Annotated in this window: 12 protein-coding genes and 7 tRNA genes; 2 read left to right on the forward strand and 17 right to left on the reverse strand. The window is 58.2% G+C overall.

Annotated elements, in window-relative coordinates; genetic code table 11:
* Positions 1–207: 207 nt before the first annotated feature.
* The gene (locus ACZYTD_RS02690) at positions 208–1,413 is read left to right on the forward strand and encodes an FAD-dependent monooxygenase (protein WP_463888864.1); all 1,206 of its coding nucleotides are present in this window, start codon (positions 208–210) and stop codon (positions 1,411–1,413) included.
* 86 nt (positions 1,414–1,499) lie between these two features.
* Here ACZYTD_RS02690 and ACZYTD_RS02695 read toward each other — a convergent pair.
* From ACZYTD_RS02695 to ACZYTD_RS02735, 9 genes are all read right to left on the reverse strand, one after another.
* Positions 1,500–1,576, reverse strand: a tRNA-Met gene (locus tag ACZYTD_RS02695).
* A gap of 106 nt (positions 1,577–1,682) precedes the next feature.
* Positions 1,683–1,757, reverse strand: a tRNA-Gln gene (locus tag ACZYTD_RS02700).
* A gap of 5 nt (positions 1,758–1,762) precedes the next feature.
* Positions 1,763–1,839: transfer RNA gene (locus tag ACZYTD_RS02705), tRNA-Met, on the reverse strand.
* Positions 1,840–2,009: 170 nt separating this feature from the next.
* Positions 2,010–2,084, reverse strand: a tRNA-Gln gene (locus tag ACZYTD_RS02710).
* A gap of 54 nt (positions 2,085–2,138) precedes the next feature.
* Positions 2,139–2,213 (reverse strand) — tRNA-Gln (locus ACZYTD_RS02715).
* Between the two features lie 89 nt (positions 2,214–2,302).
* Positions 2,303–2,377, reverse strand: a tRNA-Gln gene (locus tag ACZYTD_RS02720).
* Positions 2,378–2,381: 4 nt separating this feature from the next.
* Positions 2,382–2,458, reverse strand: a tRNA-Met gene (locus ACZYTD_RS02725).
* Positions 2,459–2,636: 178 nt separating this feature from the next.
* Positions 2,637–4,625, reverse strand: coding sequence for a methyl-accepting chemotaxis protein (locus tag ACZYTD_RS02730; protein WP_463888867.1), 1,989 nt, complete (start codon positions 4,623–4,625; stop codon positions 2,637–2,639).
* Between the two features lie 131 nt (positions 4,626–4,756).
* Positions 4,757–5,773, reverse strand: coding sequence for an aldo/keto reductase (locus tag ACZYTD_RS02735; RefSeq protein ID WP_463888869.1), 1,017 nt, complete (start codon positions 5,771–5,773; stop codon positions 4,757–4,759).
* 193 nt (positions 5,774–5,966) lie between these two features.
* Between ACZYTD_RS02735 and ACZYTD_RS02740 the strand changes: the two genes are divergently transcribed.
* Positions 5,967–6,896 (forward strand): AraC family transcriptional regulator, encoded by a 930-nt coding sequence (locus ACZYTD_RS02740; protein WP_463888870.1) that lies wholly within the window; start codon positions 5,967–5,969, stop codon positions 6,894–6,896.
* 37 nt (positions 6,897–6,933) lie between these two features.
* Here the strand turns inward: ACZYTD_RS02740 and ACZYTD_RS02745 are convergent, their stop codons facing one another.
* The 8 genes from ACZYTD_RS02745 to pcnB all read right to left on the reverse strand — a co-directional run bounded on the left by ACZYTD_RS02745 (position 6,934) and on the right by pcnB (position 13,423).
* The gene (locus tag ACZYTD_RS02745; RefSeq protein WP_463888872.1) at positions 6,934–7,323 is read right to left on the reverse strand and encodes a ribosomal maturation YjgA family protein; all 390 of its coding nucleotides are present in this window, start codon (positions 7,321–7,323) and stop codon (positions 6,934–6,936) included.
* Between the two features lie 141 nt (positions 7,324–7,464).
* Positions 7,465–8,556 carry a redox-regulated ATPase YchF gene (gene ychF / locus ACZYTD_RS02750; protein ID WP_463888875.1) on the reverse strand — a complete coding sequence of 364 codons (1,092 nt, stop codon included), beginning with the start codon at positions 8,554–8,556 and terminating at the stop codon, positions 7,465–7,467.
* A gap of 23 nt (positions 8,557–8,579) precedes the next feature.
* Positions 8,580–9,173, reverse strand: a complete 594-nt coding sequence (gene pth / locus ACZYTD_RS02755) for an aminoacyl-tRNA hydrolase (RefSeq protein ID WP_463888878.1) — start codon at positions 9,171–9,173, stop codon at positions 8,580–8,582.
* Between the two features lie 230 nt (positions 9,174–9,403).
* Positions 9,404–9,784 carry an aspartate 1-decarboxylase gene (panD, locus tag ACZYTD_RS02760; protein WP_463888880.1) on the reverse strand — a complete coding sequence of 127 codons (381 nt, stop codon included), beginning with the start codon at positions 9,782–9,784 and terminating at the stop codon, positions 9,404–9,406.
* A gap of 50 nt (positions 9,785–9,834) precedes the next feature.
* Positions 9,835–10,698, reverse strand: a complete 864-nt coding sequence (gene panC / locus ACZYTD_RS02765; protein ID WP_463888883.1) for a pantoate--beta-alanine ligase — start codon at positions 10,696–10,698, stop codon at positions 9,835–9,837.
* 68 nt (positions 10,699–10,766) lie between these two features.
* Positions 10,767–11,561, reverse strand: a complete 795-nt coding sequence (gene panB / locus ACZYTD_RS02770) for a 3-methyl-2-oxobutanoate hydroxymethyltransferase (RefSeq protein ID WP_463888885.1) — start codon at positions 11,559–11,561, stop codon at positions 10,767–10,769.
* Positions 11,562–11,573: 12 nt separating this feature from the next.
* A complete protein-coding gene (gene folK / locus ACZYTD_RS02775; protein ID WP_463888888.1) occupies positions 11,574–12,065 on the reverse strand; it encodes a 2-amino-4-hydroxy-6-hydroxymethyldihydropteridine diphosphokinase in 492 nt (163 codons plus the stop codon).
* On the reverse strand, positions 12,062–13,423 hold the full coding sequence (gene pcnB, locus ACZYTD_RS02780) for a polynucleotide adenylyltransferase PcnB (RefSeq protein WP_463888891.1): 1,362 nt from the start codon (positions 13,421–13,423) through the stop codon (positions 12,062–12,064). Before pcnB ends, folK begins: the two co-directional genes overlap by 4 nt.
* Between the last annotated feature and the right edge of the window lie 139 nt (positions 13,424–13,562).

Consider the following 13,562-nt stretch of genomic DNA (forward strand, 5'->3'; position numbering starts at 1 on the left):
AAACGGTTAAGGCCGGAGGCGCTGACGCTTCGGGCCTGAAGGACCGGCTATTCTACCCCCTATCCCGAGTGGTGACCAGATTCTATCCAGCCCCCATTTTTATGGGGTTATTGCGGGTTAGCCAAGGGTGAAGCGGGGGTGAGGCCAAATCGCTACCTGTCAGGTAGAATGGCAGTTCCGAGCCTGATCCTTATCAAGAGAGTGCCCATGTCCACCCTTCCCTGCGCTATGCCCGTCAGTTCTTTGCCTGCAGAGTGTGATATTGCCGTGGTTGGTGGTGGCATGGTGGGGGCGGCTGCGGCCTGTCGCCTGGCCCAGAGCGGTTTGCGTGTCTGTGTTCTTGAGAGCGCCGTGCCCCAACCCTTCTGTGCCGAGCAGGCCATGGATCTGCGGGTGTCGGCCATCAGTCCGGCCTCTATCACCTTGCTGAAGGCCTGCGGCGTCTGGCAGCCGCTGCTGGCCATGCGCGCTTGCGCCTATCGGCGGTTGGAAGTCTGGGAGCGGGAGGAGATGGCGACCCGCTTTCATGCCGACGAGCTGGGGGTGAGCGAGCTGGGATATATAGTCGAGAATCGGCTGATCCAGCTGGCGCTCTGGCAAGAGTTGGAACGCTTGGGCGTCAGCCTGTGTGTGCCCGCCAAGCTGGTGGCGTTGCAGCAGGATGCCAGCGGGGTCGATCTCACCTTGAGTGGCGGCCAGAGGTTACGCACGCGTCTGGTGCTGGGGGCGGATGGGGCGCACTCCCTGACTCGCAGCCTGAGTCATATTGGTACCACCAGTTGGGACTATCGCCAGCGCTGCCTGCTGGTCAATGTGGATATAGCGGGAGGGCAACAGGATATTACCTGGCAGCAGTTCACCCCACAGGGGCCTCGGGCTTTCCTGCCGCTGGCGGGCTCCCATGCTTCCCTGGTCTGGTATGACACGCCTGAGCGGATCCGCGCCTTGGAAGCCATGCCAGTTACGCAACTGGCCCAGGAGATCCTGAGCCATTTCCCCTCTCGTTTGCCTGAGTTCCAGGTGACGGGGCGCGGCAGCTTTGCCCTGACACGGCGTCATGCTCAGCGCTATGTGGCGGGACGGGTCGTGTTGTTAGGCGATGCGGCGCATACCATACACCCGCTAGCGGGGCAGGGGGTGAATCTGGGGTTTCGTGATGTGACCGAACTTTGTCAGCGCATTGCCGAGGCACAGCAAAGTGGTGAGGCATGGGATGATGGGCTCGTGCTCAAGGGGTATGAGAGGGTTAGGCGGCGCGACAATCTGTTGATGCAGTCGGCCATGGATCTCTTCTACCTGACTTTTAGCAATCAGGCTGCGCCACTGCGCTTATTGCGCAACGTGGGGTTGCTGGCCGCAGAACATGCCGGGCCTATCAAGCGTAAGGCGCTGCGTTATGCACTGGGTCTGTAATGAGAGTGGGGGTGTGATGAGAGGCGCAGGCATTAGCCACGAAACGGATGGTCAGTAAAGTGAAGTTAACGAGGTGCAGGGGGAGATGGTGGCTATGACGGGATTCGAACCTGTGACCCCCGCATTATGAGTGCGATGCTCTAACCAACTGAGCTACATAGCCATTTTGAATTTTTTACTATCGGAGCAATATGGTTGGGGGGCTAGGATTCGAACCTAGGCATATTGCCGAGATCAAAACCAACAACTCAATCCAATGTATCAAAATATGGCTGGGGTGCTAGGATTCGAACCTAGGTATGGCGAGATCAAAACCCGCTGCCTTACCGCTTGGCGACACCCCAGTGGATGGTGGCTATGACGGGATTCGAACCTGTGACCCCCGCATTATGAGTGCGATGCTCTAACCAACTGAGCTACATAGCCATTTTGAAACTTTTACTATTGGAACCTGCTTGCTGGTAGCTGAGTTTGGACTTAGGTGTAACACCTAGCTAAAAACTATCTACACAGTAATAGATGCCTGGGGTGCTGTGATTTGAGCCTAGGCATATTGCCGAGATCAAAACCAACAACTCAGTCAACCATCAAAGAGATGGCTGGGGTGCTAGGATTCGAACCTAGGTATGGCGAGATCAAAACCCGCTGCCTTACCGCTTGGCGACACCCCATCCGGGAACAGAATTTCACTTGACCAACCAACTTCTGCAAGGAAATGTAGAAGATGGCTGGGGTGCTAGGATTCGAACCTAGGTATGGCGAGATCAAAACCCGCTGCCTTACCGCTTGGCGACACCCCAATCAAAAATTCTGCTGCACAATATGAAGAGATGCTGGTGACCAGCTAACCATCAGTCAACCATCAAGACGATGCGAGACATCAAAGAGATGGCTGGGGTGCTAGGATTCGAACCTAGGTATGGCGAGATCAAAACCCGCTGCCTTACCGCTTGGCGACACCCCAATTATGGTGGCTATGACGGGATTCGAACCTGTGACCCCCGCATTATGAGTGCGATGCTCTAACCAACTGAGCTACATAGCCATCTCTCTTCACTGTTAAACAGTACCCTGCTCAACTGTGCGGGCGAATTATGCGGATCTGCCCTTTGGGCGTCAACCCCTTTTTCCCGTGCCGTCTACCGCTTGGCGAAGAATTGGCCGCAGCAGCGGGGTTAGCCCCTCTGCTGCGGGATAAATTGTATAAAACTCACTCGGCTTATCTAGTTTATCTGACGATGTAAGCGAAAGGCATCCAGCTCATGGTGGATCCGACTGGCTGTCTGGTCCAGCAGTTGGGTCTGTTGGTGGCTCATTGTGACCATCTGGTGAGTACCATCGGCCAGGGTGGCCACCCCCTCTACCTGCTCGTTGATCAGCTGTGCAACTCTGGTCTGTTCGGTTACGGAGAGGGCTATCTGCTCTATGATGCCATTGAGGCTATCTATGTGTTCAAACAGGGTCAGCATGGCTCGTTCGGCCTGACTGATGGCTTGAACCGTCTCTTCACTGCTGGTGTGGCTGCGGGCCGTCTGCTGCAGTGCGCTGGCGGCACTTTGTTGCAGTTGATTGATCATGGTACGGATCTCTCCGGTCGCATTTTGACTCCGGTTGGCTAGTTGCCTAACCTCATCGGCAACTACCGCGAATCCGCGCCCCTGCTCACCGGCCCTGGCGGCTTCAATCGCGGCATTCAGAGCCAGCAGATTGGTCTGTTCAGCGATGGCATGGATGGTATCGAGGATAGAGCCTATCTGCCGACTATCGTTGCTTAGGCTGTCTACTTCATGGTGAGTTTGCTGGATCTCTTGCATCAGGTGACGAATAGAGTGATTGGCCTGGCTACTCACGGCCCGGTTTTCGGCTCCGAGAGTGCGCACAGCTTGTGTGTCTAATGAGGCTTGTTTGGTGTGCTCTGCTACATCAATACTCGATTGTGCCATCTGGGTTATGGCGGCAGCGATTTGATCGGCATGTTGGTGGGTGGCTAGGGCTTGTTGTGTGCCTTGCTCGCTGAGTTTATCAACGGTCGCCGCTACTTGCTGTGCTTCGGCGGCGTGATTTTTTAGTCCATCGAGTAGGTACACCATGTTTTGCAGCAGGTTATCCACGGCGAGACCAATATGCGCCAGTTCGTCGTTTCCACTTTCGTTGATCCGTAGACTCAAGTCTTGCTGATCGGCTATCTGTCCCAGGGTCAGTTCAATGTGCCTCACTCTGTGGCTGGTGATACGGATAATCATCAGGCTGATACCGAGCAAAAACAGGGTCGAGGTCACCGCCATGAAGCAGGAAATCCAGACAGCCCACTGATTCTTCTGGATCTTCTTTTCGCTTTCGGCCGTCATAGCACTAATTTGTTGGTCGGCCAGCGCCGTCATTTGTTCAATTCGTCGTGTGGCTAGGTTAAACCAACTTTTCGCCTCCAGACCGGGGAAGGGGCCGGCTCCCTGTTGGCTGATCTGGGTCAGTATGTGTATCACCTGCTGCCACTCGCTCTGGGCATTCCAACTTTGTAATGTTTGCCGTTGTGAGGTGAGAGCCAGGGTATGCAGCATTTCCAACTGCCGTTGCTCCTCCCGGCGCAGCATGCTCAGGCTAACTTGTTGCTCCGGGGTGGCCTGGTTGGCTGTGAGCAGGCCATTGACCAAGCCTCGGATCTGGGCGGCTTGTTCCTTGAGTTGGAGGAGGGCGATCACGCCTTCGCCTTCATTGCGGATATAGGCGACGGGTATCCTCCCTATCAGCAGACGAATATCATCCAGGAGTTGCTGATTGATATGGCTAAAACCCAGGAATACCCCCTGAGTTTTGAGTGTGGCTACCTGCTCCCGGATCTCTGTCCGCTTGGCCTCGCTGCTTAGAATGTCGGTTAACTGGGTCTGGTAGGTGGGGAGGGTGACGAGATGTTGGCGCAGTGCCTGATAAGCGGCATCACTGGCTTGTTGTCGTTGCTGCAGTTCACTGCGAAAGCGTGCTCCTTGGCTGGCTAGGAACCCCATGCTGATACCACGCTCGGCGGCATTGGTGTCGACCACCAGGTTGAGTACTGTGATGAGTCGCATTAGATTCACCGCTTCCTGGTCATGGGTCACCTCTTGTTGCAGGCCGAAGATGAGAAAGCCACCAATCAGGACGGCGTAGGTGATAGGGCAGATGACAATCGCCAGTAATAGAGTGGTGAGCTTGAAGTGACGGAGCAGCTTCTGCATGGCATCTGTTCCTTAAAAGTCAGGCAGTCTGCATTTAAAGTTAGTTCTGGATTGGAAAAAGATCGGTGGCGAGTGGAAATATGGAAAAAAATGAGACCCTATCACGGGTCTCATGCGTATTTTTTCGTGTTTTATAGGGCTAGGGCGGGGGTATCGGCAAACAGCAATGACTTGAATGCCTCAGGATAGCGATCGCCCTGGATCAGGGTTTGCTCCAGAGTCTGATTGAGTGCGGTGAGCTCAATCGTGCTCAAGGTGAGGTCAGTGGCCGCCGCATTTTCGGCCAGGCGTTGGTTGCTGCGGGTGCCGGGGATCGGCACTATGCCGGGGGCTTGAGCCAAGAGCCAGGCCAGGGCCAGTTGCGCACTGGTGCACCCCTTCTCTTGGGCCATGGCGGCCACCTTATCTACCAGTAGCAGATTCTGGGCAAAATTCTCCTCGGAGAAACGGGGAGAGAAGAGGCGCCAATCATCGGCTTGCAGATCACTACGCTGGCGGATGGCACCGGTCAGAAACCCTCTTCCCAGCGGGCTGTAGGGGACAAAGCCAATCCCCAGGCGCTGGCAGGTACCCAGCACAGACTCTTCGATATCCCGGCTCCACAGGGAGTATTCACTCTGGACGGCGCTGATGGGGTGGACTTTGTGGGCGCGGGCTATGGTCTGGCTACTGGCCTCGGAGAGCCCCAGATATTTGACCTTACCCGCTTTGACCAGCTCGGCCATGGCGCCGACTGTCTCCTCTATGGGCACCTGTTGATCCACTCTATGTTGATAGTAGAGATCCAACTGCTCGACTCCCAGGCGACGCAAGGAGGCATCACAGGCCTGCTTGATATACTCGGGGCGGCCATTTATGCCGGTGTAGTCGCCCTGGGCATTGCGCTGGATGCCAAATTTGCTGGCCAGTTGCACCTGCTCTCTGGCTGCCGGGTGCTGCTGGAAGAAGCGCCCCAGCAGCTCTTCATTGCTGCCATGACCGTACATGTCGGCGGTATCCCAGAAGGTAACGCCCAGCTCCAGGGCCTTGGCCAGTACCGCCAGATTGCTGGCCTGGTCGCTACTGCCATAAAAATCCGACATGCCCATACAGCCCAGACCTATGGCGGAAACGCTGAGCCCCTGGTGGCCTAATTGACGCATTAACATGATGGTGTCCTCGTGCTAAGGGTGATGATGCGAGGCTAGTATGGTCGGTGAGAGGGGGGAGGCCGGTAGCACACTCCTCCTGAGGAGTTGCCTAATCCTCCGATCTTGTGGAATTCCCCATACTGGCTGGGACTATCTCTCGTACACTGGTCAGCGTCAGTCGCCAGCCGAGTCAGCAGGAGGAGTGCAGAAGATGAGTGGATCACAGCCCAGCCCAATAGCGGCCAATCCGGTGCTGCAGTGCCCAGAACAGCAGAACCTAGAGCAGCAGAGCCTAGTGCAGCAGATGTTACCCCTGGTGCCGGAGCAGGGCATATTTCCGAGCCTGGCGAGCGGCATCACCCTGGTGCGCAGCAATGGCATCACAGGGCGGCAGGCCATAGTCTACCAACCTGTCTTGTACATAGTGCTGCAGGGGCAGAAGCGCAGCTACCTGGGGCAGGAGAAGTATCAGTATGACCCGCTGCATTTTCTGGCGCTCTCAGTGCCACTGCCCATGGAGGGCCATGTGACAGTGGCATCGGCCAATGAGCCTTACCTGGCGCTCAAAATTGCCATTGATGAGAATATGGTGCGCGAGGTGATGGGAGAACCTAGCCAGCCGCCCGACCCCTTGACCAGTCAGCGCGGTGTCTGTATCTGCCCTATGTCGGCCGAGATGAACCAGGTAATACTGCGTCTGCTGGAGGCGCTGGGGTCGCCGCAAAAGGCACAGATCCTGGCGCCTCTGCTGGTGAAAGAGGCCCTGTTTTATGCCCTGCAGGGCCCCCAGGGGCCACAATTGGCGGCCTTTGTAACCCAGGGGCGCCACCACCAACGGATTGCCAGGGTAATAGGTCATATCCAGGCCCATTTTGATCAACCTCTGGATATCGAGACCCTGGCTGATCTTGCCAACATGAGTCCCAGCACCCTGCATCTGCACTTCAAGGCGGTGACCAACGCCTCGCCATTGCAATACATCAAGGCGCTGCGTCTGCACCAGGCCCATGAGCTGGTCTGCCGGGCACAAAGCTCTGTCAGCGAGGCGGCCTATCGGGTGGGGTATCAGAGTCTGTCGCAATTTAGCCGGGAGTATAAGCGGCTATTTGGCCAAGTTCCGAGCCAGAGCGTGCGAGCCTGATGGGAGCTTGAAAAGAAGAGCTTGGGCTGCGGGCGCTCTACGCTGCTGGAGCGCGGCGCCTGCAGCTTGACATCTGTACCAGGCAGATAAGCAGAGCGCCCAGCGAATAGGCCAGCAGATCATGCAGATCGAAGGTTGAGCCAATGACTACCCGAGCCAGCCGGCTCTGCTCCAGCCCCAGAAGCGCAACCAGATTGAAGTATTGCCCTATCTCTATGGCGTAGGCAAAGAGCAATACCGCCAAAGAGAGGAGATAGTGATTCATGCGTATCACGCTGCGGCAAAGGGCAAACAGCAGTATCACTACCAGCATGTCACCGACCCAGGGACGGATCAGCTGATCATGGATAAACAGTGCTATCCCCAATTCGATCAGAAACAGGCCCATGGCCAGGAGTGCATAGTGTTTATAAAAGCCCCATTGCATGGGAATTCCTTTTAGCGAGTGCCGAATGGCCAGCATGCTAACGCGCCGGGGGCGGGATGAAAACTGGTAGCATGAGCAGATGCGAGAGAGACAAAAAAGCCCTCCAGAACAGAGGGCTTGTTTTTTCGGCCAGCAGAGGGCTTAGACGTTGAAGAGGAAATTCAGCACGTCACCATCTTTGACTATGTAATCCTTACCTTCGGCGCGCATCTTGCCGGCTTCCTTGGCGCCTTGCTCACCCTTGTAGGTGATAAAGTCGTCAAAGGCGATGGTCTGGGCGCGGATAAAGCCCTTCTCGAAGTCGGTGTGGATCTTGCCTGCTGCCTGCGGGGCGGTGGCGCCGACCGGAATGGTCCAGGCGCGCACTTCCTTCACCCCGGCGGTGAAGTAGGTTTGCAGGTTCAGCAGCTCGTAACCGGCGCGGATCACCCGGTTGAGACCCGGCTCTTTCAGGCCCAGCTCGGCCATGAACTCGTCACGGTCGGCATCTTCCATCTCGGCCAGATCTGATTCGATGGCGGCACAGACCGGTACCACAACGGAACCCTCTTTGGCGGCGATGGCGCGCACCTGATCCAGGAAGGGGTTGTTCTCGAAGCCATCTTCATTGACGTTGGCAATGTACATGGTGGGCTTCAGAGTGAGGAAGCTCAGGTAGCGAATGGCTGCCTTCTCTTCTTCTGTCAGCTCCAGGGTGCGCAGCATGCCGGCTTCCGAGAGCACAGGCAGGCACTTCTCCAGTACCGAGAGCTCCAGCTTGGCATCCTTGTCGCCACCCTTGGCCTTCTTCTGGATGCGGTGGATGGCGCGCTCGCAGGTGTCGAGATCCGCCAGCGCCAACTCGGTGTTGATGGTGTCGATATCTTCGGCCGGGTGAACTTTGCCCGCGACGTGAATGATGTTGTCATCTTCAAAGCAGCGCACCACATGACCGATAGCTTCGGTCTCGCGGATGTTGGTCAGGAACTTGTTGCCCAGACCTTCACCGGTGGAGGCACCCTTCACCAGACCGGCGATATCCACAAACTCCATGGTGGTGGGGACTACGCGCTGAGGCTTGATGATCTCGGCCAGGGCATCCAGACGCGGATCCGGCATGGGGACCACACCGGTATTGGGCTCAATGGTACAGAAAGGGAAGTTAGCCGCTTCGATACCGGCCTTGGTCAGCGCATTGAACAGGGTGGATTTGCCCACATTAGGCAGACCGACAATACCGCATTTGAAACCCATCGAGGTTTTCTCCTAAAGAAAGGTCAGGATCCGGCCTTGAACGCATGGAGGCGATTCATGGCGCGGGTCATATCTTGTTGAAACAGGATGTCGGTGCAGCGCAGGGCTTCGTCCAGTGCGGCATCGATAAGTTCTTGCTCCTTCTGGGGAGCCTTGGTCAGCACGAAGCCAGCCACGTGATTCTTGTCGCCCGGGTGGCCAATGCCCAACCGCAGACGGTGAAACTCTTTGCTGTTACCCATCTTGCTGATGATGTCTTTGAGACCGTTATGGCCGCCGTGGCCGCCGCCCTGCTTGAAGCGGGCGACGCCGGGGGGCAAATCCAACTCATCATGGGCCACCAGGATAGACTCCACCGGGATCTGGAAAAACTTGGCCAGGGCCGATACCGCCTTGCCGCTCAGATTCATGAAGGTGGTCGGCACCAGCAAGCGTACTTCCTGACCCTGCAGGGTGACTCGGGCGGTCAGGCCGTAATACTTGGGCTCTTCGCGCAGGCTGGCGTTGTTCCGGGCGGCCAGCTCGGCCACATACCAGGCCCCCGCATTGTGGCGGGTGTAGGCATACTCGGGGCCTGGATTACCCAGGCCGACGATCAGGCGGATATCATTACTCATGGTGTATTCATTCACCCGGTTGTGGCCATGTGAAGCATGGCAGCAAAGCGCAGATTGGCGATCGGGTCGTGCTGGGGCAGCTCGTACCTTGGCCGACTGCGGTATTCTAGCCAGCTGAGGCCCTAGGCTCAACCATGCCGCCAAGTGCCGCCCTTGATAAAACGCCATCCTTGATAAAATCAAGAGGCGGCCTAGGCCGCCTCCGTGCTGGATTGGCTACCGGGTTGTGCTTAGGTCAGCTGAACCGGGATATCCTTGCCAGTGCGAATGATGCTGTTGCTGGCATCCAGGTAGACCAGGCGCGGCTTGTGGCTGGCCACTTCGCTCTCATCAAACTGGCCATAGGCACAGATGATGACCCTATCGCCCACGGCCGCTTTGCGGGCGGCGGCGCCGTTTAAGGAGATCATCTTGGAACCACGCTCGCCGGCGATGGCGTAGGTGTGGAAGCGATCACCCGTCTCGATGTTATAGATGTCGATCTGTTCGTTCTCGACTATGCCTGCCGCGTCGAGCAAGTCCAGGTCGATGCCACAGGAGCCTTCGTAATTCAGCACGGCGTGGGTGACGCGCGCCTGGTGCAGTTTGCCTCTGAGCATAATTCGTTGCATTGCTTTTCCTCTCTCAACCCCGCCGGGAACGCCCGCGGGCGGAATATAAACTATCTGCCCTGTGGGTGCAAATTCACCACTAAGTTATCGATGAGACGGGCCCGCCCCAGGAAGGCGGCGATCAGGATCACGACGGCTTGACTCTGTTCGCTGATGGGCAGCAGGGTATCGGCATCGACAAAATCGATGGCATCGGGGCGAAAGCCGGCTTCATCCAACTGCTCACTGGCCTGTTGGATCAGGGCATCGAAATCTCGTTCGCCAGCGGCCACTTGCTCTCCCAGCCAGCCCATGGTGCGGGCCAGCAGCGGTGCCTTGGCGCGCTCCTCGGCGGTGAGGTAACCATTACGCGAGGAGAGGGCGAGGCCATCGTCGGCCCGCACTGTCGGCACGCCTATGATGTCGATGGGCAGGGCCAGATCGGTGACCATTTTGCGGATCAGGGCCAATTGCTGGTAATCCTTCTGACCGAAACAGGCCACATCCGGCTGCACCAGATTGAATAGCTTGGTCACCACGGTCGCTACGCCACGGAAATGGCCTGGACGCAGAGCGCCTTCCAGCAGCGTGGAGATGCCAGGGACATCGACAAAGGTGTGAGTGCCCAAGCCCTGGGGATAGATGATCTCCGGCGTGGGGGTAAACACCAAATCCACGCCAGCATCGGCCAGCAGGGCGCAATCTTGCTCCAGGGTGCGCGGGTAGTTAGCCAGATCTTCGGCCCGATCAAACTGCATGGGGTTGACGAAGATACTGACCACCACCACCTGGGCCCGCGCCTTGGCTTCACGGACCAGGGTCAGATGGCCCTGATGCAGGTTGCCCATGGTGGGGACGAAGGCGATACGCGCCGCTGACTGGCGCAACTGACGAAGGGCGGCGCGCAGGCTTTGCGTGTCGTTAACCACTTGCATGAGACTCTCCTCGAGACGCTTCGCGTTGCCCGGCGGCCAGCTGGCGACACCGGGGCGCAGGAGTGGAATTAATTGAAAGTTTGTTCGGGGCCGGGGAAGCTGCCGTCGGCCACTTGTGCCATATACAGACGCACGGCGGCGCGGATGTCGCCCCCTTCGGCCAGGAAGTTCTTGGTAAATTTCGGGGTATAACCTGAGGTGAGGCCAAAGGCATCGTGCATCACCAATATCTGACCATCTGTGCCATTACCGGCACCGATGCCGATGACTGGAATGCGCAGCGCCTTGGTGATGCGCTCGGCCAAGCTGCTGGGCACACACTCCAGCACCAGCAGTTGAATGCCAGCGGCCTGCAGCGCCAGGGCGTTGCGGTAGATCTCTTCGGCCTGATCCAGATCGCGCCCCTGTACCCGGAAGCCGCCAAAGACGTGGACTGATTGCGGGGTCAGACCCAGGTGGCCACAGACGGGCACACCGTTACGGTTGAGTTGACGTACCGTGTCGCCCAGCCACTCGCCACCCTCGATCTTGACCATGCTGGCGCCCGCGGCCATCAGCTTGGCGGCGTTCTGGCAGGCGGAGGCGGTATCGGCATAGCTCATGAAGGGCAGGTCGGCGATGACCAACGCATTGGTGGTGCCGCGACGCACACAGCGGGTGTGATAGGCCATCTCTTCCACTGTCACCGGCAGGGTGTCGCTGTGGCCCTGCATCACCATGCCCAAGGAGTCACCGATCAGGATCACCGGCACACCCACCTCATCAAACAGACGGGCGAAGGTGGCGTCATAGGCCGTGATGGAGGAGAACTTCTGGCCCTCCTGCTTCATCTTCAGCAGTTGGTTAACTGTGGTTTTGCTCATGGAGACTCCTTATTACAGGCTGACCGCGAGGGGTTCGAGCCCGGTTCGGTCACAGGTGATGGCCAGCGAGCGCAGGGGGGTTCCGCAGGGGAGCACCAACTCGGGGGCGAGATCAAATAGGGGTAGCAGCACGAAGGCGCGCTGTTTCATGCCGTAGTGGGGCACGGTCAGGCGTTCATCGTCGATCAGTTGGTCGCCATACAGCAGCAGATCCAGATCCAGGGTGCGAGGTCCCCAGCGCTCGGCCTTGCGCACCCGGCCCTGCTCCAGCTCGATGCGTTGGGTGGCATCCAGCAGGGCATGGGGGGAGAGGGTGGTCAGCAGGGCGACCACGCCGTTTACATAGTCGGGCTGGTCGGCTGGCCCCATGGGTTGGGAGCCGTAGAGCGGGGAACAGGCAAGAAATTGGGACTCAGGCAACTGGCGCAGGGCGTTGACGGCCTGACGGATCTGCTGTAGCGGATCCGCCAGGTTGGCGCCTAACGCGATGAAGAGTGGGGTCATGCCGCGCCTTCTTTGGGACGGCGCGGGCCACGGCGGCGGCGACGACGGGGCTTGGCTTTCTCGCCCTCTTCGCCATGCACAGGCGCGGCATCGCCATCAGCGTGGTCGCCACGGGAGTGTACGGCCAGCTCACTACGTTGCCCGGCATTGGCCTGTTGATACTCGGCCCACCACTGCACCAGCTCCTTCAGGCGGCCGTCGATGCGGCTGCGCAGCTCCAGGAAGTCGAAGGCGGCACGGAATTTCGGGTGGGTGAAGAGACGCTCGGCCCGTTTGCCGGAGCGGCGGGGCAGGCGGTCTTGTAGCAGCCAGATCTCGCGCACGTCCGAGGTGAAGCGGCGTGGTATGGCGATGGTCTTGATCTGCTGATCTATGGCCTCGTTCATGGCCAACAGCATGGTGTCCTGGGGCGGCAGCGAACTCTCGTTGCCGAAGTCACGGCTGCGTTTCTCCACCACACCCCACAGCAGGGCGGCGTAGAAGAAGGCCGGGTTGACGGGCAGATCGGCGCGTACCCGCTCATCGGTATTTTGCAGCGCTTGGGTCAGGAAGCGCTCAAACGGACTGTCGCCTGCGGGCGTCAGCAGAGTCGCCACTTGCGGAAAGAGGGGGGCAAACAGGCCATACTCCCGCAACAGCTGATAGGTCTTCAGCGCGTGACCCGCCTGGAACAGCTTGAGCGTTTCCTCGAAGAGACGGGCGGCTGGAATGTCCTGCAGCAGAGGGGCTAACTCCAGGATCGGGGCCGCAGAGCGTTCGCTGATCTGCAGATCCAGCTTGGCGGCGAAGCGGATGGCGCGCAGCATGCGCACCGGATCTTCCCGGTAGCGGGTCTCGGGATCACCAATCAGCTCCAGCGTGCCGGCTTCCAGATCGTCCAGGCCGCCATGGAAGTCATGGAGACTGAAATCCTTGATGCTGTAGTAGAGGGCGTTGACGGTGAAGTCCCGGCGTTCGGCATCCTCTTCTATGGTGCCGTAGACGTTGTCGCGCAGTAGCATGCCTTCGTCAGACTGGCTGGAGATATGCTTACTGGTGTTGACCTTGTGGTGATGGCCGCGGAAGGTGGCCACCTCGATGACATCCCGGCCGAAGACCACGTGTGCCAGACGGAAGCGACGCCCCACCAGACGACAGTTGGAGAAGAGTTTACGGATCTGCTCCGGGGTGGCATCTGTGACTATGTCAAAGTCTTTGGGCGCTTTGCCTAGCAGCAGATCGCGTACCCCGCCGCCCACCAGATAGGCCTCATGCCCGGACTTATTCAGGCGATAGAGTACCTTCAGCGCATTGTCGCTGATCTGGCGTCGAGAGATGGGATGCTGGTCCCGCGTAAGAATGCGGCGTTCGCCTGCCATGGAATTGCCCTCATCATCCTTACCGAGCACCTTACGGCAGAAATTCGCGATCTGAGAAAAAATAGTACACCTCCGGGATTGTCACCCGCTTGTTGCAGCGGCGCTATGATAGCGCAGCATGCAAAAATGAGAAACCAGT

The sequence above is a fragment of the Pseudaeromonas sp. HNCC25DJ180 genome (genome assembly GCF_055413345.1).